Raw genomic sequence first — 25,695 nt, 5'->3', positions numbered from 1 at the left:
GCCCTTGGCGCCGTGCCCACCATCACGTCGGTCGGCGCACTTGGAGGTGGGCACGCTTCGCTTTGCCCACCCTACGAACTCCTGCCCAACGATGCGAGAAAATCCACTCACTTCGCCAGTTCCTTCAAGCCCAGCCGGATCAGCTGCGCGGTCTCGGCCTTCTCACCGGCGCTGCGCGCCGCGGCGGCGATTGCCGCTGCCGCCTGCGGCTGGCCGTAGCCGAGATTGACCAGCGCGGAGATCGCGTCAGCCACGGGCCGCGGCGCACGGTGATCGTCGATGGCGCCGGCGAGATGAACGACCGCCGGATCGACATTGGCAAAGGCCGGCGCCTTGTCCTTGAGCTCCGTGACGATGCGCTCGGCGACCTTCGGGCCGACGCCCGGCGTGCGCGCCACCGACGCCTTGTCGCGCAGTGCGATGGCATTCGCCAGCTCCGACGGCGGCAGCGTGCCGAGCACGGACAGCGCGACCTTGGCGCCGACGCCCTGCACGGTCTGCAGCAGGCGGAACCATTCGCGCTCGTGATCGGTGCGGAAGCCGAACAGTTTTATCTGGTCCTCGCGCACGTAAGTCTCGATCGACAGTACGGCGGCCTCGCCCGGCGCCGGCAGCGCCTGCAGCGTGCGCGCGGAGCAATGCACCTGGTAGCCGACGCCGCCGACGTCGAGGATGACATAATCCTCGCCGTAGGAATCGATCAGACCCTTGAGCTTACCGATCATCTTGAAACCCTGGACTCGACGCGCACACCCATTTCGTCATGGCCGGGCAGGTTTTGACCGAGACCGACACTTGTTGGCCGTGGAGATTTAAAGCCGCCCCTGCAACCACTTTTGTTACAACTCAACCGCCATCCCGGTCTAACCGCCGGGATGGATATAACGTTTACTGGGAAACTCAAGTTCGGCTAGGTGCGGTGTTATCAGATCGCCCTTCGAATGTCGGGAGGACGTCTGTCGGGAGTTCGAATCTTCTTGGGAGCGCCATTCAGAATAAAACTACCTCATTTATATATCATTGAAACACCTATATAATTTATTAGAGCGCTACAACATCGAGCTTGCGTCCGAGCACAATCATGCGCGAGAGGTGAATAAGCTTGGTTTCGCCATGCCTACCCCAGCGATTCGAATCGGATTGCTACAAGATGTCGAGCTGGTCTGGATACAGCAACAGAACGATCAAGCGGCACGGCTGCGTCCGAAAGTCGCTGATCGCCGCGAGCTGTGCAAAAGAGCACAGACGGACGCCGGCCCGGTTCCGCAGGCCCAGCCGGAACCCGATTTGCGGCCCAAATACTGAGTGCTAAACGTGGAATATGACCTCCTCCGCCCTTAGGGCATCATCCTCGATCTGGATCGTAACGTGGTCTATCGCGAAGTCGTCCTTCATCAAGCGGCGGGCTTCCCGCAGCGCCTCGCGCCCCCTCGACATGTCGGCGACGACCAGATGGCAGCTCATGGCGTCGAAGCCGGACGTCACTGTCCAAACGTGGAGATCATGGACGGCGATTACGCCCGCGATCGCCGCGAGTTTCCGCTCGAGCGCGCTCACGTCGACGTTGGGGGGCGTGCCCTCCATCAGGATGTGCATAACCTGCTTCAGTAGCCCCCAGGTCCGCGGCACGATGAACAGGCCGATGCCGGCACCTATGATCGGATCGGCGAGCCGCCAGCCTTTCCACATCATGAGAAGGGCGGCGACGATCACTCCGATCGAGCCGAGCATGTCGCTCAGCACCTCGAAATAGGCGCCCTTCACGTTGAGGCTTTCCGATGACCCGCCCGCCAAGAGGCGCATGCTGATGAGATTGACTACCAGTCCGATCGCCGCAACGATCAGCATCGGTCCGCTCAGGACTTCCGGCGGAGATACGAAGCGCTGATAGGCTTCATATAATATGTAGACCGTGAGCAGCAGCAACACGACCGCGTTGGTCAGCGCGGACAGAACCTCCATCCGAAGGTATCCGTAGGTCCGCTGCGGCGTCGCCTCGCGCGCCGCAAAGCGGATCGCGAGCAGCGCGAGCGCCAGGCCGCCGACATCGGTGAGCATGTGGGCGGCGTCGGCCAGCAGCGCCAGGCTGCCCGTGATCAGACCGCCGATGACCTCCGCCACCATGTACGTCGCCGTCAGGCCGAGCGCCCACGCCAGCTTTCCCGCGTGTTGCGCGGCCGCGGTTCCTGCGGCATCCCCACCGTGCATGACTTCAACTCCCGGGGTTTGAGACTGGATGCAAAGAGACGTGCTCGTTCAGCGATCTGCGCAAGCCCGCCTCGAGCTCGTCCAGCAGGAAGAAACTGACATCGTCCACGGAGCCGTGTCCCTTGGCGAAGGGCTGTTCGAGAAGCCGCACCAAATACAGGGCGTAGACAAACATATACGAAATGAATCCGAACATGATGGCCGATGCCGGATCACCTTCGGTCTTCAGGAACAGCATCATGGCGACGATCGAGAACACCAGCGTCTGGACCAGCACGTGGACCGACGGAACGAACTCGACCCGCTGGATCTGGTAGATGCGCAGCATCGACCTGCGCAGCACGTCCTGCGTGGTGCGCAGCCGGACTACGAAATTGGCCGTCATCCCCATCGATTCGAGCCGACCGAAGATCGGAGTAAGCTTATCGATCTCGGCGAGGACGGGAGGGATATCCTTGTGGTCTCGCGCATGACCCAGTCCGGATCGCAGCTTGTCGATCGTCGCCAGTAGAATCCGCCGGCATCCGGCCAGATCGAACTCGGCGTTGATCGACGCGAAGGACTCCAGGTCGCCGTCGATAGCCTCGATCGAGGTGCGGATGTCCGCCGGAATGCGCTCGGCCTCCTTGTAGTCGGCGAGCACGCTCGAGAGCAGGAATCCGATGATGAAGATGGCGCCGCCAATGCCGCTGGTCAGCAGGCTGTTGAGCTCCAGGATTTCGAGGCTGTAGTAGTGCACGGCTACCTTGACGCAGCCGAGCGCCAGCACGACCACGGCCACCGTGAAGAACAACCGAAATTTCTTACGAAAACTGAGGTCCGCGCCCCCGAAGTGCAAGTGCGCGAGTATCGATGACGTCATTGCTCTACGATCCACTCTTCCATGGATTCAACGAAACCGGCTCCCGTTCCAGATCAACCGCCTGTAGCAACTATGGTCGTATCCGCCGCAGTGCACTTCGATGGATGGGACGCCGGATACGATCGACATGTCAATTTCGAAAACGTTTCCCCGCCAGACCTCCCGCTGCAAACCAGCCCGGTAGACAAAAACGCGGTGGAGACATCCGCTGGACGTACAGACTTCCGCTCTGTTCCCGCAGCCGATCTGGTCGAAGTGCACCGCTGTGAATTCTTCTCCCACCGGCCCCTGCAGATACCGCAGAAACCCGTTGCGCACGGTGATGTATTCATCCCCGCATGCGCGCTTCGCCAACTCCAGTGCGGAGCGGATGGCCGGCGACAGCCGGCTGTACTGGCCGGAAGACAAGGGGACGAGTCGCCCTTGGGCCTGGCCTGAAGCACGCGCCATCGCGCCAGAGGTCGTAAGGCAAATCAGCAACGCTATGACAAAACGCGACATGAGATCCTTTCTGCAACAGGCGTCGACCGCACCTTCAAGATTCTCCACTCGGTTTGAAAGAGACGCCGATACGCCTTTCCTTGATCCAAACGATCCGACATTCGTGGCGAACCCCCTCGGACGAGATCACCAACGTGAATTCCCTCGGGACGCCGAGCGGGCTGGCGACGTCCAGCATGGCGCCCGACTTCGTCAGGTTGCGCACCGTGCAAGATATCGCCGCCCCACCGAACGAGATCGCTCCGGCTTTCAAGACGCGTGTCCGCCGCAGTCTGCGCTTGTCTTCCATGAGGGCTTCCCACCGCGACATGCCTAGTCGACTTTCTTTTCGGCCGCCTCGCCCTGCTTGACGATATCACCCTTCGTGAACAGGATGCCCTGGAGCTCGGTCCGCCAATCCGCCTTCTTGCGCAGCAAAAACTCGAGGTTCATGCCGAAGTGCTTGAACTCCTCCTTCTGCGCGTTCGCCATGATCGCCTTGGCGTCCTTATCCTTCTCCACCGACATGCGCTGTTCGTACCAACTGATCGCCTCCGCCTCCTCGATCAGCGACGTGATCATGCGGGCGAAGGTGCGGATTTCCTGGGAGAGTTCCTCCGGCGGTTCGTGGTATTGGTCGAAGGCCATCTTGTTGTCCTTCTGTTGAAGCGAACGTCGCGTTGCGAACGGATGTAGCCTCAGGTCGCGGGTGGCTTGAGCAGGCGCAATGCATTCAGCGTCACAAGCACAGTCGCACCAGTGTCGGCGAGAATGGCCGGCCACAACCCCGTCAGTCCGACGATGGTGGTGACGAGGAACGCCGCCTTCAGCCCGAGTGCGACGGCGATGTTCTGGCGGATGTTGATCATCGTCCGCTTCGACAGATCGACCATCGCGGCCACGTCGGATACGCGCCCGTGCAGCACGGCGGCGTCGGCCGTCTCCAGCGCGACGTCGGTACCGCCGCCCATGGCGATGCCGACGTCTGCCGCAGCGAGCGCCGGCGCATCGTTGATGCCGTCGCCGACCTTGGCGACCACTAGACCTTCCTTCTGGAATTGGCCGACGATCCGCTGCTTGTCCTGCGGCAACAGTTCCGCCTCGACGTCGATGCCGACTTGTTTGCCTATCGCGCTGGCGGTGCGCCGGTTGTCGCCGGTGAGCATCACCGCCCGGATCCCTGCGTCCGACAACAGCTTCAGCCCCTTCTTGGCATCCGGACGGGGCTCGTCCCGCATGGCGATGGCTCCGGCAACCCTGCCGTCCATGACGAGCAGGGAAACCGTCTTGCCCTCGTCGTTGAGGGCCGAAATCCGGGCATTCTGGTCGGCAGTGACGGGAGCGAGTTCGGAGACCGCATGGGGCGAGCCGAGGAATATCTTTATGCCCTCCACCGTCGCCTGGACGCCCTTGCCGCCGATTGCCGTGGCGTTAGACATGGGCGGCACCGAGATCTGTTGCCCCGCCGCCCTGGCCAGGATCGCGGTAGCAAGCGGGTGACTCGATCCGGACTCGAGCGCAGCAGCGAAACGCAGGACGTCTCCCTCGCTCCGCTCGAAGCCGATGACATCCGTCACCTGGGGCTTGCCGGCGGTGAGCGTGCCCGTCTTGTCGAAACAGGCGATGGTGATCTTGCCGATCTGTTCGAGAACGGCGCCCCCCTTCAGCAACAGTCCGCGACGCGCGCCGGCAGACAAGCTGGCAGCGATCGCGGCGGGCACCGAGATAACCAGGGCGCAAGGACACCCGATCAGAAGAATGGCCAGAGCCTTGTAGATCCAGCCGCTCCACGCGCCGCCGAACAGCAGCGGCGGGACGATGGCTACCAGAACCGCTACCGCCACCACGCCGGGCGTGTAGTATCGGGAGAAGCGGTCGATGAAACGCTCGGTCGGCGCCTTCGACTCCTGCGCCTCTTCGACAAGCTTCACCACGCGGGCGATCGTGTTGTCTGCCGCAGCAGCCGTCACGCGCACCCTGAGCAGTCCGTCTCCGTTGACGGTGCCAGCGAACAGGTTCTCGTCGGGGCCCTTCCGGATGGGCGTGCTTTCGCCGGTGACCGGTGCTTCGTCGATCGAACTCTCTCCGGACACGATGACGCCATCCGCGGGAACGCGATCACCCGGCCTGACCTGGATCGTCTGCCCGACTTCAAGACGGTCGGCCTGTATCTCGCGGATTTGACCGTCTTCTTCGAGACGGGCGGTCTTCGGAACAAGCTTGGTGAGATCCTGGATGCTGGCGCGGGCGCGGCTGGCGGCGACACCCTCCAAGAGCTCACCGATCAGAAAAAGGAAAACGACCGTTGCCGCCTCCTCGGTCGCGCCGATGACGACCGCACCGACTGCGGCGATGGACATCAGCATCTCGATCGAGAACGGCGTGCCTGCCATCGCCGCGAAAAGTGCCCGCCTAGCGATCGGGATCAGGCCGACCATCATCGCCAGTAAAAATGCCCATTGCTCGATGCTAGGTATGGCTTTTCCCATCGCGAATGCGACCGCGAGAGCGGTTCCAGACGCGATGACCAAATTCCCCTTTCCAGTCTGCCACCAAGACCGGCCGGGAGTGTCTTCTAGATGCGAATGGACATCGTGCTGGGCCGGAGACCCTTTCTGGCCATTGCTCTGGACGTCGTTCCGATCGGGCTCCGAGCGAGCCACCCGGTAGCCCAGATTTGAAATCTGGTCGCGGATGGTGTCATCTTCCACATCGCTGGGATCGCGTCCGATCGTCACCGTTCCGCCGGTTACGGAGACGGTCACCTCGCTGATGCCGCGCATGCGCTGCAGGGCGTTTTGGATTTTCGTTGCGCAGGCGGCGCAGTCCATTCCATCCACCCGTAAGCGTAATTTCGCCGTCCGTGCGGTGTCATTCATGACCGGCTCCAGAAACGCAGCCGTCGATGTTCGGAGCGCTTTTTTAGATTCACGTCTTGCCCTCCTCGCGCAATCGCTTGTAGAGCGCCGCCACCGCGTCGGAGAAATCCAATGACGAGTTCTTGGCGCACAGATCTTCCAGGAAGCGAAGTTGATTGAGAAGGCCGAAGGTCGCCGGATTGAGATCGAGCCCCTCGTCGACGCCGGGCGGCCTGCGCGAAAGGATTCCGCTCATGAATCCCTGGGTCCACGCCAGATAGGCCGTTCGAATCGAGGGTTCGGATTTGACATCCTCCTTGAACCGTCGGCATGTCGTTGCGCCCAAGCCGACGATGTTGGCCTTCGGCGCCTCCGCCCGGAGTTCGTACCCGGCGTCGATTATCAAAGCGGCGATCAAAACTCCCGCCATCGCCCCCGTTCTTACGGTGTTCCACGACAGCACGTTGTTGGGGACGTGATCCGGGAAGATCGCCCAGTTGGCGAGCCCTCTGAAGAGGTCGAGGCGCAGATTGCGCCGTTCCAGAAGATTGTCGTTTTGAACGTTCATCGACTACACCGTGGAAAGACGTTCCTTGAAGCGTGCACGGTCGTCGCCCGCCGCGCCCTTGCCGCGCGGCGGGGCAGTTGGCCCTACTTTCCGAACTTCGCCTGGCCGGATTTCCCCTCGGCCGTCTTGATCGTCAGCGTGATCGCTGTGCCGGCACCGACCGTGTTTTTCGAAGTGCCTTTCAACGCGTTCTCGCCCGACGGCTCGAGTGTGACTGTCTCGCGAGCACCGCCACCTGCCACCAGGACGGCACCGCTAAATCCTTTCGTCGAAACCGGCTTGCCGTTCGCGGGATCGAACACGTTGATCGTGATGGTGTTGCCGGAGATCAGAAGCTCGGCGTCGATGCCGGCGGCGTCCTCCATCTGACCACCGTTCGGCCCTTTCTCGCTGCCATGGGAGTGCTGCGCGAAGGAGGGCGCCGACCAGATGAGGGAAAGAACGAGGATCGCGATGTACTTCATGTCGTTGCTCCAGTGGGTGCGGGTTGAGGGCGTTTGTCTCGCTCCCCGTTCTCGCGCCGGAACAGCACGTAAAGTGCCGGCAGAACGAGCAGCGTCAGAAGCGTCGAAGAAATGATTCCCCCGATCACGACGGTAGCAAGGGGTCGTTGAACTTCTGCACCTGCACCGGTGGCAATGGCCATTGGGACAAATCCCAATGACGCAACGAGGGCCGTCATCAAGACGGGGCGAAGTCTTGTCAGCGCTCCCTCGCGAACGGCATCGACGAGTGGGCGGCCCTCCCTGCGCAGCTTTTCGATAAACGTGATGATCACGAGGCCATTGAGCACCGCCACACCTGAAAGGGCTATGAAGCCAATGCCGGCGCTGATCGATAGTGGAATGTCGCGCAACAAAAGCGCCACAATTCCTCCCGTTAGCGCGAGCGGGACACCGCTGAAAACGAGCAATGCATCCGCCGCTGACCCCATGCTGATGAACAGCAACAGGAAGATCAGCAGCAGTGCGATGGGAACGACGATGGTCAACCGCTGTGTGGCCGAGACCAGCTGCTCGAATTGCCCGCCCCACCCGATCCAGTAGCCCGCAGGGAGTTTTATCTTCTCCCCGATCTGCCGCTGCGCGTCCCCGACGAAGGAACCCAGGTCGCGTCCACGCACGTTGGCCGACACCACGATCCGCCGCTTACCATCTTCACGACTGATCTGGTTCGGACCCGGTGCGATGTCGATCTGGGCAAGTTCGGATAGGGGAGCATAACGGATCTGGGCCAGCGGCGAGTTCGTCCAGGTCGCGCGGACGGTCTTTGCCTGGTTCTCCAGCGGCGGCAGGGGGATTGGCAACGACCTGATGGCCTCGACATCCAACCGAAGGTGTTCGGGCAGCCGGACGACGAGGTCGAAGCGGCGGTCGCCTTCAAATACCAACCCAGCGGTTTTGCCGCCGACCGCGATTTCAACGAGGTTCTGGACGTCGCCGACACTAATTCCATAGCGCGAGAGCGCCTGCCGGTTGAGCTTGACTGTCAGCACCGGCAAACCGGATACTTGCTCGGTCTTTACATCCGCGGCGCCCTCGATCGTCTGTAGGACGGCTTGCACCTGCCCCGCGACTTGCGCCAGAACGCCGAGATCGTCGCCGAAGATCTTCACACCGACATCGCTGCGCACACCCGATATCAGTTCGTTGAAGCGCAATTGAATTGGCTGAGACAGTTCATAGGCGCTGCCTGGGATTTGTTCCGCGGCTTCCTCGATCTCCTTCACGAGAGCCGACTTGGGCTTTTTAGGGTCCGGCCATTCCTCGCGCGGCTTTAGCATGACGTAGCCGTCTGAAATCGACGGCGGCATCGGATCGGTCGCGACCTCCGCCGTGCCGGTGCGCGCGAACGCTTCCTTCACCTCTGGTAGCTGCAGCAGACGCTTCTCAAGCATCTGTTGCATCTCCAGCGATTGCGTCAGGCTGGTTCCTGGGATGCGCAGCGCCTGCAGCGCGACGTCGCCCTCGTCGAGACTTGGAATGAACTCGCCGCCCATCCGCGACGCGGCGAATCCGCTAATCACTATTAGCGCTGCCGCCACGACAGCGACAAAAGCGCGATTTTGAATCGACAGCGAGAGAAGCGGGACGTAGATGCGCCGAGCACCACGCATGAACCAGTTTTCATGTTCTGAGACACGGCCCGTCACCAGCATCGCCACTGCGGCCGGCACGAACGTCATTGAAAGGATGCTGGCGCCTAGAAGCGCCATCAGCACGGTCAACGCCATCGGCGTGAACATCTTGCCCTCGACCCCTGTGAGCGTGAGGATCGGCAAGTAGACGACGGCGATGATCAAGGTACCGAACAGGCTCGGGCGGATGACCTCCCGAGATCCGGCCAGTATCGTCTCGAAGCGTTCCTCGCGGTTTAGAACCCGTCCCAAACGTTGCTGCTCATGCGCAAGCAGCCGCAGACAATTCTCAACGATGATGACCGCGCCATCGATGATGATCCCAAAGTCGATCGCGCCGAGACTCATCAAATTGGCGCTGACCTTGTTTTCGAACATTCCAGTGATGGTGAAGAGCATCGAAAGCGGGATGACGAAGGCCGTTGCGATAGCGGCTTTGAAATTTCCGAGGATCAGGAATAGAATGACGATGACGAGCAGCGCGCCCTCGACCAGATTTTTTTCGACGGTCTTGATCGTCGCTTCGACCAGGTGGGTTCGGTCGTAGATCGCCCGTGCGATCACGCCCTCGGGCAATGAGCGGCCGATTTCCTTGAGCTTTGCCGCAACACGTTGCGCAACCGCGCGGCTGTTCTCTCCGATCAGCAGCATGGCGGTGCCGAGCACGATCTCTTTTCCGTCGAGAGTCGCGGCGCCGGTCCGTAAGTCTTGCCCTTCCCGGACGTCGGCCACGTCGGCGATGCGGACCGGAACGCCGTTGCGCGATCCGATGACGACCTCCTTAATCTCATCGATATTCGCGACCTGGCCGGGCGTCCTGACGAGATACTGCTCGCCGTTGCGTTCGATGTAGCCCGCACCGACGTTGGCGTTGTTCGCCGCGAGCGCCGTCATCACGTCGCGGAAACTCAGCTTGTAAGCCATCAACTGGGTCGGATCCGGGAGTACATGAAACTGCTTCTCGAAGCCGCCGATGGCGTTGACCTCGATGACGCCGGGCACGTTCCTCAACTGAGGTTTGATGATCCAATCCTGAATCGTGCGCAGGTCACTCGGTGTGTAAGTCTCGCCGCCGGCCTTGCGGGCTTCGGGCTTGGTTTCCACCGTGAACATGTAGATCTCGCCGAGCCCCGTTGATATCGGGCCCATGGCGGTTTCGATCCCGGCCGGCAACTGATCCTTGACCTGCTGGATGCGCTCGTTGACGAGCTGCCGGGCAAAATAGATGTCGGTGCCGTCCTTGAAGACCACGGTCACCTGGCTCAGCCCATAGCGCGACAGCGACCTGGTGTTCTGACGGTTTGGCAAGCCGCCCATGCCGGTCTCGATCGGGAAGGTTATCCGCTGCTCGACCTCGAGCGGTGAGTAGCCAGGCGCGCGGGTGTTGATCTGGACCTGGACGTTGGTGATGTCGGGCACGGCATCGATCGGCAGGCGCGTGAAATTCCACGCGCCGAACGCGGCCATGAGCAGGACGCCGATCATCACCAGCCAGCGCTGGCGGATCGAGAACGAAAGGATGCCGTCAATCATCGCGTTTCTCCGGATGCCGGCCGATCTCCCTGATGCGGGCGAACGTGTGGACCGGCGTCGTGAACACGACACCGTCGCCCTTCCTGCCGGTCCAGGCGGCCGACGCGATGCGATCACAAATCTCGCCGACGAGCTCGCTTCGGCAGACCAGCCGCAGTTCGAGGAATTGGTGGTAGGTCAGATCGGTGTCGCTCGAAACGTAGGAGCCGCCCTGTCCCCGGCCGCTTCCCTGTCCCCGGACCGCGGTGAACGTGAAGCCGGGAAACTCGGGAAGCTCATGAAGGCTTCGCACGACATGTTCTTCCATGTATGGCCTGATGAGAGCGGTCACCAGGATCATTTCACCATCAATGCTCATGTTCGGCCGAGCCTTTCGCCATCTCTGCTTTGACTATGAAACTGTTGCGCGCGGCGTACGTCTCGCCATCGATGACGCCAAAGGTGATTTCGACGAGCTCCTTGTCACGATCACCGATCTCGACATCGCGCGCCTCGAACTTCTCGCCGTTGCGAACGAAAACGACGGTGCGGTTTTCCACCGTCTGCAATGCCGACGATTTCACCGCAACATTGACCTTCTTTGCAGATAGCGTCAGCCGACCGGTGATGAAGAGACCGGGACGTAGACGCTGGTCCCGGTTCGATACGATCGCCCTCGCCAGCGCACTTTGGGTATCACTGCTGCCGACCGGTGACAGATAGGAAATTTTTGCTTCGATTGGCTGCCCGCCATCAGCGGGATCAAGGAGCACCTCGTCACCGATACTGACCCGCTTCAGGTCGCGTCGGTATACCGAAAAATCAACCCAAACAGTCGACAGGTCGGCGATAACGAACGCTGGCTTCTGCTCGGAGACGTATTCTCCCAAAGTGGTCTGACGATCGATCACTGTGCCGGCCAGCGCGGCCTTCAGTTCGTATGGTGTCAAGCTCTGATTGCTTTCGACGATCGCCAGGATATCGCCCCGCTGGACGATATCACCGATGCGCTTGCGCACATCCCTAACAATGCCGGGAAAGCGCGGGGTAACCTGGACCAGCGCCTCTTGGTTCGGCTGAACGATGCCGTTCAGCAACAGGCTGTCTCGCAGCACGCCGGGCGAGGCCTTCGCCAGCTCGATTCCGGCGGCTTCGACCTTGGCGTCGCTTAACGCAATGCCCTCTGATTCCTTATGTTCTTCTTTCCCCGCCTTTTCCGCCGGCGTCGTCTTTGACGTTGCCGGAAACATACGGTAGCCGCCATAGGCGACACCGGCTGCAATTAAGATAAAGGCCAGATACCGAATGAGCCGACTCATCATCTTGAGGTCTCGCGAGTGAGCGTAAACGGGTTACCGACAAGGCCTTCGATCGTGGCAATTGCGATGTGGAAGTTCTGCAGAGCTTCCTGTTCACGGAGCAGTGCCTGCAGGAACGTTCCCTTGGCGTCGAGCAACTCAAGCAGCGTAAACCGACCTTGAAGATAGCCATCCTGAATCGTCTCGGAAGCACTGCGCGCGTTCGGGATGATCGATGACCGCAGCAGCTTGATTTCGGCCAGGGCGCCGGTGAGCGTGTCGTAAGCCCGGCCCACGATGCTGGTCAGGGCGAGTTTGTTAGTTGCGCGTTCTGCATCGGTTTTGGCGAGCGTCTCCTGGGCGGCGATAATGTTGCCCGTATTCCGATCGAACACCGGCAGTGGGACCGATACGCTCAGGCGCACGGCATTGTCATTGGTATCCTGGAAGTTCCGCCAGCCTACTGAAATGCGCGGGTCCTGAATTACCTTCAGGCGCGCGATCAGAAGCTCGGCGTTGCGTTGCGCGGCGACCGCCGTCCAACGCATCAACTGCGGATTGGCTTCGATCGCCTGAAGTATCGACCGGAACGGCGGTGGGTCGCCGATATTGGTCAATCTCCCTACTGCTTTCCCAAAACGAGGGCTGCTGTCGCCCATCAGGATCGCGAGATCGCGGCGCGCCAGGGCCAACTGCGTTTTCGTACGCTGCCGCTCGACGCCAAACAGGTCAGCCGCAACCTGGGCCCGCAACGTCTCTGCTGGAGACGACGCGCCCTCCTGGACGCGCCTTTGAAGCAGCGGTATCAGGGTATCGAAGCTTGCGATCTGCTCGTCGAAGATCTCGATGCGCCGCTGCGCGCTGATGATGGTGATGAACGCAATCGCCGCTTCCGAAAGCACCTGCAAGCGGGTGGCGCGCCGCTGCCAGACGGCCGCGCCGATGCCGGCCTCGCGCGCCGCGATCCGCGCCTCCCGTTTGCCACCCAGTTCAACAAGCTGGCTGAGCTGTAGATTGGTCTCGGCTGAGCGGAGGCCCTTGTAGGGTCCTGAGCCCAGTGCATTGTCGAGCTCGAACTGAACATCCGGATTTGGCAGAACCCCGGCCTGGATCCGGAGTCCACCGGCAATGCCGATGTCCCGTTCGGCAGCCGTCAACCGCGGATTCGCCGCGAGCGCCCGCTGCAGCGCCTGCGGCAGCGTGAGCGCTCGCGCACGCTCCGCCGCCCGGGCGGGAATGGTAACTACAAGCAGCGCGCAAGCGACTCGCAGCGCGAACCCGAATGAATGCATGGCTTAGACCTGAAACGCGAATAGACGACGCGCGGCAGAACCGCACGCAGTGACTGTGTTCAGGTCAGGTGCTTGGGGGGCGGCGTATCAAGCCGCGGATGGTCTTCGACCAGGAAGTTCGGCTCGGCGGAGGCCGTCTTCAGCACGTGGGCCGACGGAGCGGCGACGCGCGCAAACGGGGGCATGAGCATCGGCGCGCAAATGTGACAGTGCTCGGCCACCACCGGAGACTTTTTGGAACCGCCGTCGTCGGATCCTACATTGGAGAGCGATTCGACATTTGCCGCGATCGCGGCGACCGCCTCGTTCGCGTGGGAGACGGTATGGACCAGGCCGACGAAAAGATACGCAAAGGCAAGAAACACCAAGAGCGCCCGACGGGCACGCGAGGTCTTCCGAGAGCTGTATCCAGCGCGGGGTTCCATTTCCCACGGTTAGCAAATCCAATATATGAATACTATCACAATGTTCGCTACGCCTGTGGGGAATCTTTTGGAGGCGCGCCCGAACACCTTCTCGCGCAGCAGTCCTTCGGCTCCGCGCGAGGCCGCTGCCGCCTTGCTCGCGAAGCGAATCTAACGGCCAGTCGAGCTTCTTGAACTCCCCCTGGACTGTCGCCGAGGTAGCGCCGATGGCTCCTGTTGCAGGATTTCCCGCCCCTTCAAGCGCGGCGTCGGGCGATAGCCGACGCGCAAATTTCCAAGGAAACGCCCGGGGGCTGGAGACTTCCTCCATGCCGCCAGCGTGACGCGGCGCAACAACTTTCTGTTGCCAATCTGCTGGTACCGTGTCGAGTTCGAGAACTGGTGGGCGGTCGGCGCAATGAAGAGGATGGTTCTAGGCATATTTCTTGCGGCCGGCGGCGCCGCCGAAGGTCTATCGGCAGACGTAGGCAAGGCGCGCAATCCACAGGCCGTCGATTGGACCGGGCCCTTTGTCGGCAGCCACTTCGCCTATGGCGTCGGAAGCTCGCGATATTCATTGGCCGGACCGGGAACGCCCCAGTCTTTCGGATCCTTGGACCTGACGAACCCGTTCAGCGCGTTCAAGGGAACCGGCTCCTATGCGATCGGACTCAGCGCCGGTTACGACTACATGCTGCCATCGCGTGTGGTTTTCGGTGTCGAAGCCGATGTAACCTTTCCGAATACGATCTCGGGCAGTGCCACCCTCGTCGGCAAGCAGGGCTCGGCAATGTTCAACGAGACCGTTCTGACCTCCGGGACGCTGCGGGCGCGCATCGGCTACGCGCCCGGTTCTTGGCTATTCTACGCGACCGGCGGCTTCGCCTGGAGTTACAACCAATTGAGGCTCGGGCCACCCGACGGAGCCGACGGCGACAAAATCGGTTTCACGCGACTTGGCAGGGCTTTGGGCGCGGGCGCGGAAGTTGCGTTGTCGAGCGATTGGTCGGCTCGTTTTGAATACCTCTACACAGGTTACGGCTCGAAGGACAAAGCGATAGCCGGCGGTGCGCAACTGGCTTCCTCCGATCTCGCCGTCCACGCCGCTCGCTTGGGATTCAACTACCGCTTCGGGAACAATGGGCGGCAAGCCCTGCAGGACGGCTTGAAACCGTTCGAGACCGATTGGTTCAGTCTGCATGGTCAGACCACCTATCTGCAGCAGTACGCGGCGCCGTTCCGCTCGCCTTATCGCGGGCAGAACAGCCTTGCGCCGAACCAGACCCGCCAGACCTGGGACGTGACGCTCTATGCCGGTATCAGACCGTGGGAAGGCGGAGAATTCTGGATAAATCCGGAGATCGATCAGGGCTTCGGTTTGAGTTCGACCGTAGGCGTTGCAGGCTTCACGAGCGGCGAGGCCTACAAGGTCGGCGCCGCTGCGCCATACGCTCGGATTCCGCGCGCCTTTTTCCGTCAGACCTTCTATCTCGGAGGGGAAACGAACAAGGTCGATGGCGACATCAATCAGTTCGCCGGGACGCAGACCAACGATCGCGTCGTCCTGACGGTCGGAAAGTTTGCGGTCACCGACGTTTTCGACACGAACAAGTACGCACATGATCCCCGCAAGGACTTTATGAACTGGTCGGTCGTGGATACCGGCACCTTCGATTACGCCGCCGACTCTTGGGGCTTCACCTATGGCGCCGCGGCCGAGTGGTACAAGGGCGATTGGACCTTCCGCGGCGGCGTGTTCGATCTTTCCAAAGTGCCCAACAGCACCGAGCTGGATCCCGGGTTCGCGCAATTCCAGTGGATCGGAGAAATCGAGCATCGGCACGCAATCTGGGGCAAGCCCGGCAAAGTCGCCGTCACGGGTTTTCTATCGCGCGGCTGCATGGGACGCTTCGACGACGCCGTCGCGCTCGCGCAGGCGACGAACGCGTCGGCCGACATCGCTCTGGTCCGGCGCTATCAAAGCCGGGCCGGCATCAGCGTGAATTTGGAGCAGGAAATCACGTCCGATCTGGGCGTATTCGCTCGCGCCGGCATCGCCGACGGCTCCAAGGAATCGTTCGAATTTACGGACATAGACTCTACCGTGGCAGCCGGTCTGTCGCTGTCCGGATCGCGCTGGAACCGGCCGAACGATACGTTCGGCCTCGCCGGCGTCGTCAACGGAATCTCGCAAGCGCGCCGGACCTACCTCGATGCAGGAGGTCTCGGTATCCTCGTCGGCGACGATCGCCTCCCTAACCCAGGTCCGGAGAAGATCATCGAAAGCTACTACAGCTTCCCGGTCTGGTCGTGGCGCGCGACCTTGAACTATCAACTCGTCGTGAATCCGGCGTACAATCGCGACCGCGGTCCGGCTTCGATCGTCGGCGTCCGGATGCGCGCGCAATTCTGAGGGCGAACGCCTACTTCGGGTCCGACTTTCCACTCCGCCTTTGCTGCGGAGAAGATGACACGACGGGGGCGGGCACCGATCCCCGACCGTCTGAAGAATTCGGTGATCGTCCGCATCTTTCCGTGATGTTGCTCAGGAACTCTCCAGCGGCAAGGAACGTCGGCCGTCTCACGACCACCAGGCGAAACGGGCGCTCCCCAGCGGCAGATCGGTGAGATGTCGCTGATATCGGCTAGGGATCCGCTCAGAACTGGCTCGGAATCCAGGACAGAGACACGTTTCGCTCGTGGGACGGACGCGAGCCGGCGCTTGAACTTCATCAAAAGTGCCGCAACCAGATGCTTCCACCAATTCGACGGCGCCGGGCAACTGACCGGGGCGGCTTCGCGGGTAAACGGTGCCGTCAAGCCAGCCTTAATGGCGGTTGAGGCGTTCGGCTATCCGACGCAGCGGGTCCGCCATCTTGCACATATCGCACCGGTGAAGGCCGCCTTGTCGGGCCTGCAACTCTAATGGAATGAGCCTACTTCCGGGAGGCGCACGCCTCTAACCTGAGGGCGGAGTCGCAAGAAGTAATCGGAGCACGCACTCTGTTCGCTCTAGCAGTCTGCTGAAAAACCTTGAAATGCAGAGTTTTTTTATTCTCACCGGTCGTTGCTGGGGCGGCGCAGTGGAGTTGGATGTCATTTTCAGCCTAGTGTTGGGTGTACCCAACGCGGGGTGGCTAAGCGGCAAGCAGTTTGGGAATGCGGATCAGGTTATAGGCGATCAGATTGAGCAGGAAGTCGGCGGCGACGCGAGCGATGCCACGATGTTTGGTCTTGCGCATGGTGCCATGCTGCTTGCCCCATCCGAAAATGCACTCGACCATCGCCCGTCGCGATTGCGACATGCCATAGCCTTGATGCCGGGTAGTTCGTTCATCGATGGCACTGGTGCGGGTCTTGCCGGTTTTGGTGACGGCTTGGTTCTGTGTCACATGCGGCGTCACGCCGATGGCGCGAAGATTGGCGACATGATCGGCCGTATCGTACGCCTTGTCCTCACCGGCCGTGATGCGGCGGCCTGCGGCTTTGCGTCTCGCCTTCAGCATGGTCTCCGAAGCCCGGCGTTCGGCGGTGCCATTGGCATGCGTGACCCTACCGGCCACCGCCAGCCCATGCCGGTTCTCCATGGTGGCGTGGCCCATATAGCAAAGCTTGGCCTCCCGTCCGGCCGCCTTGCGATAAAGCCTGCTGTCCGGGTCGCTGGTACTCGCATGGGTGTCGTTCTTGCGCTTCTGGCCGTGGAAGTTGGCGCCATCATCATCGTCGCCGCTGCCGTCCTTGGGACGAAAGCTCTTCTGCGAAGCCCAGGCTTCGATCAGCGTTCCGTCCACCGAAAAATGCTCATCCGACAATAGCGGCTTGACCTGCGGATGGTTCAGAAGCCTGGTCATGAACTTCGTGAACACATCGCCGTTCTGCAGCCGTTCCCGGTTCTTGGTGAAGGTGGTCGGGTCCCAGACCGGATAATCCGGCGAAAGCCCCACGAACCAGCGGTACAAAAGATTGTAGTCCAGTTGCTCCATCAACTGGCGTTCCGAGCGATGCCGTAGAACACCTGCAGCAGCAAGGCGCTCAGCAATTGCTCCGGGGGGATCGAAGGGCGTCCTTCGCTGGCGTAGAGCCTCCCAAGGCTGCGGTTCAAATCACTCAAAACATCCCGGACAAGTTCCCGGACCTTCCGCAGCGGATGGTTCGCTGGCACACGCTTATCCGGAGCGATGTACGAAAACAGGCCGCCCTGATCCGTAAACCTCCCGCGCATGATCGTCTCCGCCGATTCGAGATGATAAAGTGAATCATCAAGCCCCCTCCGTGGCGAGGGGGTTCTTCAGCAGACTGCTAGATGCTTGCGGGCCTCTCTCCGCGGCGCAAAAGCCGGCAGCGCGCTCCCGTAGCAACAATCGTGTTTTGCGATTGGTGTTTGCCCTCCTCAGCTTGACCGCCAAGGAACTATTGCGCCAACGTCTGAGACAGTTCACTTCCATCTCGGTCTGGACCATTTTGCCGAAACCGCGCTTGTAACCTTGGTATTGCCGCACTGCTGTCCTCACGAGATTCCATAGACACAGGACCGCGTCAGAGGGAATTCTTGCCTCCGCTTTCAGCTTCGAGAACGTGCTCATGCGATAGGCATTGGAACTGAAGGCATGCGCCGCAATCATCCAGATGCAAAGCGAAATGCGAACCGCTCCAAGACGCCAGAGGCGTTCGTCCGGCCATTCGAACAGCGTCCACGTCAATCCCCTTACACAGGTGTGAAGAGATCATTTTGAAGCAATTTGACGCGCTTCTTATAGGATGGTTTTTATTCGTCTTGGTTCAGTTTGCGTCGGAGAACCTGCGAACTCGAACCTGCTGCGACGTTTGCATGATCGAAGATCACTCCGGCACGCAGTCGCTCGGCTGACATCCCATCGTCATGCATCAACGACGAGCTGCTGGAACAGTTCGATCTGTCCCCTTGTGTGTTGCCGGGTCCGCTTCGAATGCTTGCTTCCCCTTTGCGGCCCATAGCTCGCGCGCCCGTTCGCCCTGATCGCTTTGGAGCTTGTCGGCCATCCAGAGCAGCGCGCCGAGGATGGTGGCGCGATCATCGCCGGTCAGGTCCACGATCCCGGCCTTGACGACAAGGCCGCCCAGTTCGATCAGGTGTCGCGTGCGCTTGCGGCGCTCGACCTGCCAGGCGCGCATATCATGCCGCGCCCTTGCTGCCTGTTGACGGTTGTGCGCCGCCCGGTTGCGCCCGAGCGCCGCCCGTGTGGCGCTCAGCTGCCGGTGCAGTTCGCCGCGCCCGGCTCTGAAAGAACGCGGCCCCACGTTTTGCCCATGCCTCCTTCCTTGCAGTGTCCTTCGTTTCGGCCAGCATGATCAGCGCGCCTGCCAGTTCGTCGGCGCTGAGGCTATCTGCCCCGGTGGCGATGACCAGTTCGCCGAGCTGCTGCACCTTGCGGCTCTTGAGGTCGCGCGCCTTGTCCTGAAGCGCTTTCAGTTCCCCGTCGAAGTCCCGCGGCTTGCGCATCCACGTCCTCCAGCAATGTTGATGGAGCGATGATAGTCGAGCCCTAGGCATAATGCTGTAAGGTTGCCAGGACGGTTTGAGACGGCGTAATCCCGCCCGAGAATTTTTCGAGGGAGGGCGCGCTTATACGTCGTTCCGACGTGCGCTTCGCTGTGCCACTGATCTGATCGCGATGGCGATCTATCATCTTCACGTCAAGGTCATTGGCCGCAAGTCTGGCTCCAGCGCGGTGGCGTCAGCTGCCTACCGCTCGGGCTCGCGGCTGCGCGACGAGCGGCTTGATCGCAGCCACGATTTTTCCGCCAAGCGCGGCGTCGTCCATTCCGAGGTGGTGCTTCCTGAAAATGCGCCGGAGGCATGGAGCGACCGTGAACGGCTCTGGAATGATGTCGAGGCGTTCGAGGTCAGAAAGGACGCCCAACTGGCCCGCGAGGTCGAGTTCGCCCTTCCGCGCGAGATGACGCAAGCACAGGGCATTGAACTCGCCCGCGACTTCGCGCAATCGGAGTTCGTGGACCGGGGTATGATCGCCGATCTCAATGTGCATTGGGATCTGGGCACGGACGGCATGCCCAAACCCCACGCCCACGTCATGCTGACGATGCGGTCAGTGGACGAGAATGGCTTCGGCCCGAAAGTGCGGGACTGGAACCGCACCGAAATGGTCGAGCGTTGGCGGGAACGCTGGGCCGAGCTTGCCAACGAACGGCTAGCCGAACTCGACATCGACGCGCGCATCGACCATCGCAGCTTCGAGGCGCAGGGCATCGCGCTGGAGCCGCAAAGCCAGATCGGCGCACCCGCACAACGGATCGAGGCTCGGGGCATCGAGGACGAAGGGATCGAAGCCGCCGACCGCGCGGAGATGCACCGCGAGATCGCGCGCAACAACGGCGCACGGATCATCGCCGATCCTTCCAGCGCACTGGACGCCATCACGCATCAGCAATCGACCTTCACGCGCCGCGACATGGCGAAGTTCGCGCACCGGCACAGCGACGGGATCGACCAGTTCAACGAAGTGATGGGCGCGATGCGCAGCGCGCCCGATCTGGTCGAGCTCGGCGAGAACGGACGGGGCGAAGACCGCTTCACCACCCGCGACATGATCGAGACCGAACGGCGCCTGCACCATGCCGCTAAACTCATGGCGGAACGGGAACGCCATGAGGTGAACGACGCCGACAGACAGGCGGCCCTGGCGCGTGCCGAACAGCGCGGCCTTGTCCTTTCCGGCGAGCAGTCCGATGCGCTGGTGCATATCACAGACGGCCGCGATCTTGGTGTCGTGGTTGGCTACGCCGGGACGGGAAAGAGCGCGATGCTGGGCGTGGCGCGGGAGGCCTGGGAAGCGGCGGGCTACGAGGTCCGGGGCGTGGCGCTGTCCGGCATCGCCGCGGAAAACCTCCAAAGCGGATCGGGTATATCTTCCCGCACCGTCGCCCGCATGGAGCATGGCTGGGGCCAGGGCCGTGACATGCTCAGCGCGCGCGATGTTCTGGTGATCGACGAGGCCGGCATGGTCGGTACGCGCCAGTTGGAGCGCGTGCTGTCCCATGCGGCTCAGGCCAGTGCCAAGGTCGTGCTGGTCGGCGATCCGCAGCAGTTGCAAGCAATAGAAGCGGGCGCGGCGTTCCGCTCGATCCATGAGCGTCACGGCGGGGCAGAAATCGGCGGGGTGCGTCGCCAGCGGGAAGACTGGCAGCGCGATGCCACGCGCGATCTGGCGACCGGCAGGACCGGCGCTGCGATCCACGCTTATGACAGCCACGGCATGGTGCATGCGGCGGCGACACGCGAACAGGCGCGCGACGATTTGATCGACCGCTGGGACCGCGACCGGCAGGCGTCGCCCGACCGCAGCCGGATCATTCTCACCCACACCAGCGACGAGGTGCGCGCGCTCAACGAAGGCGCGCGCGAGCGGATGCGGACCGCAGGCGATCTCGGCGAGGACGTGCGCGTCACGGTCGAGCGGGGCGAACGCAGCTTCGCCGCGCGTGATCGCGTCATGTTCCTGCAAAGCGAACGCGGGCTTGGCGTCAAGAACGGCACGCTCGGCACCATCGAACAGGTCAGCGAAAAATCGATGTCGGTGCGCACCGACGATGGGCGCAATGTCTCGTTCGACCTGAAGGACTATAATCGCATCGACCACGGCTATGCTGCGACCATCCACAAGGCGCAGGGCATGACGGTGGACCGGACCCATGTGCTGGCGACACCGGGCATGGACGCCCACGGCAGCTATGTCTCGCTGTCGCGGCACCGCGACGGCATGGATCTGCATTATGGCCGCGACGACTTCGCCGGTCAGAACCGACTGGTTCGCACCCTGTCGCGGGACCGGTCCAAGGACATGGCGTCGGATTACGAGCGCGCCGATCCAGCGCAGAGCTATGCCGAGCGGCGCGGTATCACCTTTCGCGAGCGTGTTGCCGAAATTGTCAGGAAGATCGTGCCGGAGAAGGTGCGCGGCATGTTCGACGGCCTGCATCCGCGCGTAGATGGTGCGCCTGGTCCAGACGCGGTGCAGCAGCCGGAAAGAGGAAGCGCGGGTGTGGAGGCGCGGCGCGAACCCGCAGGGCCCGCGAGGGAGACGACCGAGGATCGGGAGGCCGTGCTACGTCGAGCCCGAACCGATGCGCTGAAACGTCATGCCCGCGCTGTGGACGCGATCTTCCAGATGCAGCAGCAGGGTGGCAAGGCCAGCCCGGAGCAGGTGAAGGAATTGCAGGGGGCCCGCAAGGTCTTCGAAGAGGTGCGGCCCTATGGCTCGCACGATGCCGAAGCCGCCTACAAGAAGAACCCGGAACTCGCCCTGGAAGCCGCTTCGGGCAACCCCGCCCGCGCCATCCGCGCACTCCTGTTCGAAACCGAAATCCGTACCGATCCAAACCGGCGCGCCGACCGCTTCGTGGAGCGCTGGCAGAAGCTCGACCAGACCAGCCAGCGCCAGTATCAGGCGGGCGACAAGGCCGGCTACAAGGCCATGCGGTCGGCCATGGGCGACATGGCCAAGAGCCTCGAACGCGATCCGCAACTGGAATCCATCCTCGCCAACCGCAAGATCGAACTCGGAATCCAGTTCGAATCAGGCCGCCGGCTCGGTCTCGAACTCGCTTTTAATCACGGCATCGACCTCGGCAGAGGTCGGGGCCTCGGACTTTAACTCCGCCTATTTTCCGCCGCCTGTACCCCACGGTACGACGACGCGAAAAACGCGCTTGCGCAACCGTCGCTCCTTGTTCTGTCTGGATCAGCAGCAGTCAGAAACAGCCAGCAGGACCCAGCGCAACCATGCGTGAGCCAGACCGTATCATCCGCCTCAAAACCGTCCTTGCCCGCACCGGCCTGTCCCGGTCCACCATCTACCGCAAGATCAGCGAAGGGACATTCCCACCCCAGATCAGGATCAGCATCCATGGCGCTGGCTGGCGCGAATCCGACATCAACCGCTGGGTCGCCGATCCGGTATCCTGGCGTCCGAAAAGCGAGGTCGATGAGTTCTGTTGAGGCCGATACGTACTTCCTGGAAGGGCCGGCACTCATGCCGATGACGACGAGGATGGCAATGTGTCCCATCTCCCGCGCGTTCGGTCCCTTACAGCATCGGAGCCGCTTGAAGCGCTATTGCTATCCTCCTTCCATGCCTATCCGGTTTACACCCAAACGGAGACTGACACGATGGACCAGCAGCTCGTAGCGCGCATCAAGCGACGTAGCAAATACTGGGGCCAGACCGCACCCAATCAATGGTTCGACGTATGTGTCGTAGAGGACACAAGCTACCGCCTCAGAGGCAACAACAATAACTACCGATTGGACGACGTGATTATCGGCGTGCGTCTCGCCAATGGCTTCATCGTCGATCTCGTCAACGGCAAGGTTAGCCGTGGGTGAAAACCAGATAGGCACACTTCCTTCTTGCCGGCGGCAGCGGCGGCACGGCCTCGTCTGCTTGCGGATATGGAACCGGAGCGCCGCCATCCGGTCAATGCCGAGCCGCTTCGCGGTGGCGCTCCGCGCCAGCATTGACCGGATGCCGCCGCCCCGGTGATGGCTTGTCAAGCAGACCAGGGTGGATTGTGAGCGCGGTCGCGCTCCCATCCCGGAACGAAGAAGTAGCGGCGGGGTGGAAATCATCCTTGAAAAATGAGTTATAGGGTGGTACAAAGACTCTGAGTTGGAGTGACGGAATGATCGTTGGCTTTCGGGATGGCTGGTTGCGGGCTTTCTTCGTGGACGATGCCCATTCCCGTAACATCCCGCCCGATCTTGAAGCCCGGTTGTTCAGAAAACTCCAGATGATTGACGACGCCGTGACCGATCAGGACTTGCGCATGCCGCCAAGCAATCACTTCGAGAAGCTGCGCGGCAATCTGGCGGGGTTTCATTCGATCCGTGTCAATCAGCAATGGCGGCTGATTTTCCGCTGGGATGGTGAGCGCGGCGAGGCGGACGGGATTTATCTGGACGATCACAGCTACCGATGAGAGCGAGGCAACCATGCTGACCACCAAACGCAAGCCGGCGACGGTCGGAGAGATTTTGACTGAAGAGTTCATGGAGCCGATGGGCCTGACGCAGGGCGCGCTCGCCGAGGCGATGGGCGTTCAGCGCAAGCACGTCAACGAGTTGTGCGGCGACCGCAGGAACGTTACCGCCGCGACGGCCTTGATTCTGGCCCGCGTCTTCGGCAACAGCCCCGACTTCTGGCTCAACGTGCAGCGGCGCAGTGATCTTTGGGAGGTGATGAACACTCCGAAGGAACGCAAGCGCGTGGAGCGCGCACGTCCGTTGAAGCGCGCGGCATGAGTGACGTGATGCGTATGGAGCGACCTACGCAAATGCCGCCGTTCGCAAGTATTTGCCGGCTCCTGTACGACGAAGGGAAATCAGGTCTTTTCATTCCGGCTTCGCCGCCGCTTCATGCCTGTTTGTCTCGAAAAACAGTGCGGGAAACGGCATGGAAGACGACACCGAGCCGGAACGGTTCAAGCCGGCGAATGACAATATCGGCGAGCCGGACGCCGAGAAGCCGAGCGCGGAGACCTGGCGCAAGATCGACCGGGTAGCGCAGACGCTGGCCCGCATCATTGGCCGCCGCATGGCGCGTGAGGATTACGCGGCGCTCACCGCCGCAAACGACAACCGGTCTGTTGCTTCCGAAGGATCGGAGGGCGAGGCCGACAAGGAGTGAAAGGATCGCCCCGATGACTACCCGTCCAACGCCCCGCGTTGCACTCTATGCCCGCTACTCCTCCGACAACCAGCGCGATGCTTCCATCGAGGATCAGTTGCGCCAGTGCCGCGAGCGCGCCGTCCGCGAGGGCTGGACTATTGTGGATTCCTATTCCGATCGCGCCATATCCGGCGCTTCCCTCATCCGTTTGGGCATCCAGTCGCTGCTTGCCGACGCGCAGGCCGATCGCTTCGACATGGTGCTGTCCGAGGCGCTAGACCGCATCAGCCGCGATCAGGAGGACGTGGCGGGCGTCTTCAAGCGCCTGCGCTTTGCGGGGGTGACGATCTTCACCCTGTCGGAAGGCGAGATCAACGAGCTTCATGTCGGCCTCAAGGGCACCATGAATGCCCTGTTTCTCAAAGACCTCGCCATCAAGACCCATCGCGGCATCAGGGGGCGCATCGAGGCGGGCAAGATTGGCGGCGGCAATGCCTATGGCTACCGCGTCGTCCACCAGCTCGACGCGCGCGGCGAGCCGATCCGGGGCGAACGCGAGATCATCGAGGAACAGGCCGAGATCGTGCGGCGCATCTTCCGCGAATATGTCGCCGGCAAGGGACCGCAACGCATCGCCGCAGACTTGAACCGCGACGGCATCCCGAGTCCGACCGGCAAGCGCTGGAACGACACCACGATCAGGGGCAACCGGATCATCAGTTCCGGCATCCTGAATTGCGAACTCTATGTCGGCGTGATCCGCTGGAACCGGCAGAAGAAGCTCAAGAACCCCGACACCGGCCACTTTGCGTATCGGCTCAATCCTGAAAGCGAATGGATACGCTCCGAGGCTCCCGAGCTTCGCATCGTGCCGCAGGACCTATGGGACGCCGCCAAGGCGCGGCAGGACGAATTGACGGCGCTCTACAAGAACCAGATCGAGGCGTCGCGCGAAGGCACGAAGCGCAGCCTCGCCAGGAATGGCGCACTGAACGCCACCCATCGCCCACGCACCCTGCTTTCCGGCCTGTTGTTCTGTGGCTGCTGCGGAGGCTCCTATGCCCGGCGCGGGCAGGACCGCTACGCCTGCACCAACCACGTATTGGGCAGCGGCTGCGACAATGCCCGAACCATCGCCCGAGAGGCGCTGGAAGCCCGCGTGCTGACCGGCCTGCGCGGGCGCATGATGATGCCGGAAATGGCGGCGGAAGCCATGCGCGCCTATACGCAAGAAACCAATCGGCTCAACCGTGAGCGCCGCAATACAGCCGACGCCACGCGCCGCGAGCTTGCCGAAACCGGAAAAGCCATTGCCGAGATCGTGCGCGTCATCGAGCAAGGCGGCTGGCACCGCGCCCTGTCCGAGCGGCTCACCGAGCTTGAGGCCAGACAGGACAGCCTTACCGCCCGCA

At 61.9% G+C, this 25,695-nt stretch carries 24 protein-coding genes and 2 pseudogenes; 9 read left to right on the top strand and 17 right to left on the bottom strand.

Going from position 1 to position 25,695, the window contains the following annotated elements:
* Window positions 1–107 precede the first annotated feature (107 nt).
* The 14 genes from ruvA to HZB49_RS19410 form a co-directional block, all read right to left on the bottom strand.
* Window positions 108–725: a Holliday junction branch migration protein RuvA gene (gene ruvA, locus HZB49_RS19475; protein ID WP_291614320.1), complete on the bottom strand. Its 618-nt coding sequence runs from the start codon at window positions 723–725 to the stop codon at window positions 108–110.
* 583 nt (window positions 726–1,308) lie between these two features.
* Window positions 1,309–2,208 (bottom strand): cation diffusion facilitator family transporter, encoded by a 900-nt coding sequence (locus HZB49_RS19470; RefSeq protein WP_291614317.1) that lies wholly within the window; start codon window positions 2,206–2,208, stop codon window positions 1,309–1,311.
* Window positions 2,209–2,212: 4 nt separating this feature from the next.
* Window positions 2,213–2,989 carry a hypothetical protein gene (locus HZB49_RS19465; protein WP_291614316.1) on the bottom strand — a complete coding sequence of 259 codons (777 nt, stop codon included), beginning with the start codon at window positions 2,987–2,989 and terminating at the stop codon, window positions 2,213–2,215.
* A gap of 108 nt (window positions 2,990–3,097) precedes the next feature.
* Entirely contained in the window at window positions 3,098–3,571 is a 474-nt protein-coding gene (locus HZB49_RS19460; protein ID WP_291614314.1) for a hypothetical protein, read from the bottom strand.
* Window positions 3,572–3,605: 34 nt separating this feature from the next.
* Window positions 3,606–3,860 (bottom strand): PilZ domain-containing protein, encoded by a 255-nt coding sequence (locus tag HZB49_RS19455; protein ID WP_291614312.1) that lies wholly within the window; start codon window positions 3,858–3,860, stop codon window positions 3,606–3,608.
* A 23-nt stretch (window positions 3,861–3,883) separates the two neighbouring features.
* Window positions 3,884–4,198, bottom strand: a complete 315-nt coding sequence (locus HZB49_RS19450) for a hypothetical protein (RefSeq protein ID WP_291614309.1) — start codon at window positions 4,196–4,198, stop codon at window positions 3,884–3,886.
* A 50-nt stretch (window positions 4,199–4,248) separates the two neighbouring features.
* The gene (locus HZB49_RS19445; RefSeq protein WP_291614307.1) at window positions 4,249–6,429 is read right to left on the bottom strand and encodes a heavy metal translocating P-type ATPase; all 2,181 of its coding nucleotides are present in this window, start codon (window positions 6,427–6,429) and stop codon (window positions 4,249–4,251) included.
* A 49-nt stretch (window positions 6,430–6,478) separates the two neighbouring features.
* On the bottom strand, window positions 6,479–6,976 hold the full coding sequence (gene opgC / locus HZB49_RS19440) for an OpgC domain-containing protein (RefSeq protein WP_291614305.1): 498 nt from the start codon (window positions 6,974–6,976) through the stop codon (window positions 6,479–6,481).
* Between the two features lie 83 nt (window positions 6,977–7,059).
* Window positions 7,060–7,440, bottom strand: a complete 381-nt coding sequence (locus HZB49_RS19435; RefSeq protein ID WP_291614303.1) for a hypothetical protein — start codon at window positions 7,438–7,440, stop codon at window positions 7,060–7,062.
* Window positions 7,437–10,646, bottom strand: a complete 3,210-nt coding sequence (locus tag HZB49_RS19430; protein ID WP_291614301.1) for a CusA/CzcA family heavy metal efflux RND transporter — start codon at window positions 10,644–10,646, stop codon at window positions 7,437–7,439. The genes HZB49_RS19435 and HZB49_RS19430 overlap by 4 nt, the downstream gene beginning before the upstream one ends.
* Window positions 10,639–11,004, bottom strand: coding sequence for a P-II family nitrogen regulator (locus HZB49_RS19425; RefSeq protein WP_291614298.1), 366 nt, complete (start codon window positions 11,002–11,004; stop codon window positions 10,639–10,641). Before HZB49_RS19425 ends, HZB49_RS19430 begins: the two co-directional genes overlap by 8 nt.
* Window positions 10,994–11,947 (bottom strand): divalent metal ion exporter adaptor subunit IhpB, encoded by a 954-nt coding sequence (gene ihpB, locus HZB49_RS19420; protein WP_291614297.1) that lies wholly within the window; start codon window positions 11,945–11,947, stop codon window positions 10,994–10,996. Before ihpB ends, HZB49_RS19425 begins: the two co-directional genes overlap by 11 nt.
* A complete protein-coding gene (gene ihpA / locus HZB49_RS19415) occupies window positions 11,944–13,215 on the bottom strand; it encodes a divalent metal ion exporter subunit IhpA (RefSeq protein ID WP_291614294.1) in 1,272 nt (423 codons plus the stop codon). The genes ihpB and ihpA overlap by 4 nt, the downstream gene beginning before the upstream one ends.
* Window positions 13,216–13,274: 59 nt before the next feature.
* Window positions 13,275–13,580 (bottom strand): hypothetical protein, encoded by a 306-nt coding sequence (locus tag HZB49_RS19410; protein ID WP_291614293.1) that lies wholly within the window; start codon window positions 13,578–13,580, stop codon window positions 13,275–13,277.
* 379 nt (window positions 13,581–13,959) lie between these two features.
* On the opposite strand from HZB49_RS19410, the gene HZB49_RS19405 reads away from it, so the two are divergent.
* Together HZB49_RS19405 and HZB49_RS19400 are read left to right on the top strand one after the other, a co-directional pair.
* The gene (locus HZB49_RS19405; RefSeq protein ID WP_291614290.1) at window positions 13,960–16,032 is read left to right on the top strand and encodes a carbohydrate porin; all 2,073 of its coding nucleotides are present in this window, start codon (window positions 13,960–13,962) and stop codon (window positions 16,030–16,032) included.
* A 309-nt stretch (window positions 16,033–16,341) separates the two neighbouring features.
* A complete protein-coding gene (locus tag HZB49_RS19400; protein WP_291614288.1) occupies window positions 16,342–16,545 on the top strand; it encodes a hypothetical protein in 204 nt (67 codons plus the stop codon).
* A 211-nt stretch (window positions 16,546–16,756) separates the two neighbouring features.
* On the opposite strand, the pseudogene HZB49_RS19395 reads toward HZB49_RS19400, so the two are convergent.
* The 3 genes and pseudogenes from HZB49_RS19395 to HZB49_RS19385 form a co-directional block, all read right to left on the bottom strand.
* Window positions 16,757–17,841 (bottom strand): annotated as a pseudogene (locus tag HZB49_RS19395) (IS5 family transposase).
* 662 nt (window positions 17,842–18,503) lie between these two features.
* Window positions 18,504–18,770, bottom strand: coding sequence for a conjugal transfer protein TraD (locus HZB49_RS19390; protein ID WP_291614287.1), 267 nt, complete (start codon window positions 18,768–18,770; stop codon window positions 18,504–18,506).
* 1 nt (window position 18,771) lies between these two features.
* Window positions 18,772–19,098, bottom strand: coding sequence for a conjugal transfer protein TraD (locus HZB49_RS19385; RefSeq protein WP_291614285.1), 327 nt, complete (start codon window positions 19,096–19,098; stop codon window positions 18,772–18,774).
* Window positions 19,099–19,270: 172 nt separating this feature from the next.
* Between HZB49_RS19385 and traA the strand changes: the two genes are divergently transcribed.
* From traA to HZB49_RS19350, 7 genes and pseudogenes are all read left to right on the top strand, one after another.
* Window positions 19,271–22,270 (top strand): Ti-type conjugative transfer relaxase TraA, encoded by a 3,000-nt coding sequence (gene traA, locus HZB49_RS19380; RefSeq protein WP_291614283.1) that lies wholly within the window; start codon window positions 19,271–19,273, stop codon window positions 22,268–22,270.
* Between the two features lie 128 nt (window positions 22,271–22,398).
* On the top strand, window positions 22,399–22,614 hold the full coding sequence (locus HZB49_RS19375) for an AlpA family phage regulatory protein (RefSeq protein ID WP_291614281.1): 216 nt from the start codon (window positions 22,399–22,401) through the stop codon (window positions 22,612–22,614).
* A 171-nt stretch (window positions 22,615–22,785) separates the two neighbouring features.
* Window positions 22,786–23,001 (top strand): hypothetical protein, encoded by a 216-nt coding sequence (locus HZB49_RS19370; protein ID WP_291614279.1) that lies wholly within the window; start codon window positions 22,786–22,788, stop codon window positions 22,999–23,001.
* A gap of 296 nt (window positions 23,002–23,297) precedes the next feature.
* Window positions 23,298–23,594 (top strand): type II toxin-antitoxin system RelE/ParE family toxin, encoded by a 297-nt coding sequence (locus tag HZB49_RS19365; protein WP_291614276.1) that lies wholly within the window; start codon window positions 23,298–23,300, stop codon window positions 23,592–23,594.
* Between the two features lie 13 nt (window positions 23,595–23,607).
* On the top strand, window positions 23,608–23,916 hold the full coding sequence (locus HZB49_RS19360; RefSeq protein WP_291614274.1) for a HigA family addiction module antitoxin: 309 nt from the start codon (window positions 23,608–23,610) through the stop codon (window positions 23,914–23,916).
* Window positions 23,917–24,067: 151 nt separating this feature from the next.
* Window positions 24,068–24,301, top strand: a complete 234-nt coding sequence (locus HZB49_RS19355; RefSeq protein WP_291614272.1) for a hypothetical protein — start codon at window positions 24,068–24,070, stop codon at window positions 24,299–24,301.
* A gap of 13 nt (window positions 24,302–24,314) precedes the next feature.
* Window positions 24,315–25,445 (top strand): annotated as a pseudogene (locus HZB49_RS19350) (recombinase family protein); the annotation flags it as partial.
* Window positions 25,446–25,695: the final 250 nt, after the last annotated feature.

Origin of the sequence: Bradyrhizobium sp. (genome assembly GCF_016219575.1) — a bacterium.
In the GTDB taxonomy this organism is placed as follows: domain Bacteria; phylum Pseudomonadota; class Alphaproteobacteria; order Rhizobiales; family Xanthobacteraceae; genus Bradyrhizobium.
Note: the sequence above shows the minus strand (reverse complement) of the source record. Positions and strands in the feature narration are given on the sequence as shown.

Bases quoted from the DNA above. Each gene is read 5' to 3' on its own strand.
- ruvA (WP_291614320.1), bottom strand. From the start codon at position 725: ATGATCGGTAAGCTCAAGGGTCTGATCGATTCCTACGGCGAGGATTAT.
- HZB49_RS19470 (WP_291614317.1), bottom strand. From the start codon at position 2,208: ATGCACGGTGGGGATGCCGCAGGAACCGCGGCCGCGCAACACGCGGGA.
- HZB49_RS19460 (WP_291614314.1), bottom strand. From the start codon at position 3,571: ATGTCGCGTTTTGTCATAGCGTTGCTGATTTGCCTTACGACCTCTGGC.
- HZB49_RS19455 (WP_291614312.1), bottom strand. From the start codon at position 3,860: ATGGAAGACAAGCGCAGACTGCGGCGGACACGCGTCTTGAAAGCCGGA.
- HZB49_RS19450 (WP_291614309.1), bottom strand. From the start codon at position 4,198: ATGGCCTTCGACCAATACCACGAACCGCCGGAGGAACTCTCCCAGGAA.
- HZB49_RS19445 (WP_291614307.1), bottom strand. From the start codon at position 6,429: ATGAATGACACCGCACGGACGGCGAAATTACGCTTACGGGTGGATGGA.
- opgC (WP_291614305.1), bottom strand. From the start codon at position 6,976: ATGAACGTTCAAAACGACAATCTTCTGGAACGGCGCAATCTGCGCCTC.
- HZB49_RS19435 (WP_291614303.1), bottom strand. From the start codon at position 7,440: ATGAAGTACATCGCGATCCTCGTTCTTTCCCTCATCTGGTCGGCGCCC.
- HZB49_RS19430 (WP_291614301.1), bottom strand. From the start codon at position 10,646: ATGATTGACGGCATCCTTTCGTTCTCGATCCGCCAGCGCTGGCTGGTG.
- HZB49_RS19425 (WP_291614298.1), bottom strand. From the start codon at position 11,004: ATGAGCATTGATGGTGAAATGATCCTGGTGACCGCTCTCATCAGGCCA.
- ihpB (WP_291614297.1), bottom strand. From the start codon at position 11,947: ATGATGAGTCGGCTCATTCGGTATCTGGCCTTTATCTTAATTGCAGCC.
- ihpA (WP_291614294.1), bottom strand. From the start codon at position 13,215: ATGCATTCATTCGGGTTCGCGCTGCGAGTCGCTTGCGCGCTGCTTGTA.
- HZB49_RS19390 (WP_291614287.1), bottom strand. From the start codon at position 18,770: ATGCGCGCCTGGCAGGTCGAGCGCCGCAAGCGCACGCGACACCTGATC.
- HZB49_RS19385 (WP_291614285.1), bottom strand. From the start codon at position 19,098: ATGCGCAAGCCGCGGGACTTCGACGGGGAACTGAAAGCGCTTCAGGAC.
- traA (WP_291614283.1), top strand. From the start codon at position 19,271: ATGGCGATCTATCATCTTCACGTCAAGGTCATTGGCCGCAAGTCTGGC.
- HZB49_RS19375 (WP_291614281.1), top strand. From the start codon at position 22,399: ATGCGTGAGCCAGACCGTATCATCCGCCTCAAAACCGTCCTTGCCCGC.
- HZB49_RS19370 (WP_291614279.1), top strand. From the start codon at position 22,786: ATGGACCAGCAGCTCGTAGCGCGCATCAAGCGACGTAGCAAATACTGG.
- HZB49_RS19365 (WP_291614276.1), top strand. From the start codon at position 23,298: ATGATCGTTGGCTTTCGGGATGGCTGGTTGCGGGCTTTCTTCGTGGAC.
- HZB49_RS19360 (WP_291614274.1), top strand. From the start codon at position 23,608: ATGCTGACCACCAAACGCAAGCCGGCGACGGTCGGAGAGATTTTGACT.
- HZB49_RS19355 (WP_291614272.1), top strand. From the start codon at position 24,068: ATGGAAGACGACACCGAGCCGGAACGGTTCAAGCCGGCGAATGACAAT.